Source organism: Ruminococcus sp. CAG:330 (assembly GCF_000437175.1).
In the GTDB taxonomy this organism is placed as follows: domain Bacteria; phylum Bacillota; class Clostridia; order Oscillospirales; family Ruminococcaceae; genus Ruminococcus_C.
Genome location: NZ_FR898079.1, coordinates 36,842 through 37,461 on the forward strand (window position 1 = coordinate 36,842; position 620 = coordinate 37,461).

Annotated in this window: 1 protein-coding gene; it reads right to left on the bottom strand. The window is 59.7% G+C overall.

Annotated elements, in window-relative coordinates; translation table 11 throughout:
* A partial coding sequence (locus QZL66_RS09075; RefSeq protein ID WP_293602140.1) for an ABC transporter ATP-binding protein occupies positions 1–620 on the bottom strand: 620 nt, incomplete at both ends.

Here is a 620-nt window from a genome sequence, read left to right on the forward strand (position 1 = left end):
CTCCAGATACTCCAGATCCACATCCCGCACCGGCCCCTCTGCACGGATAAGTCCGTCGTGAATCCAGATGGCACGCTCGCAGATCTGCTCGATCTGTCCCAGTGCGTGGGACACGATGACGATGGTCGTGCCGTTTGCCTTGATCTCCCGCAGCTTCTGGAAGCACTTCGCCTGAAAGTTTGCGTCGCCCACGCCGAGAATCTCGTCGATGAGCAGCACGTCAGCATCCACGTTGATCGCCACGGAAAAGGCGAGGCGCATATACATGCCGGAGGAGTAGGTGCGGACGGGGTTGTCAATGAATTCCTCCAGCTCGGAGAAATCGATGATGGTTTGCAGGCGCTGGTCGATTTCTTTCTTGTTCAGTCCGAAAATCGCCGCATTGGTGTAGATGTTCTCCCTGCCGCTCATGTCCGGATGGAATCCGGCGCCCAGCTCGATGAGGCTGGAAACCCGTCCCTTGATCTGGATAGAGCCGCTGTCGGGGTAGAGAATGCGGGTCAGGAGCTTCAGGGTGGTACTTTTGCCGCAGCCGTTGTGCCCGATCAGTCCCACCGCTTCGCCGCGCTTGACGGTGAACGAGATGCCCCGCAGCACGTGGCGCACCTCGTGGCGGCGGC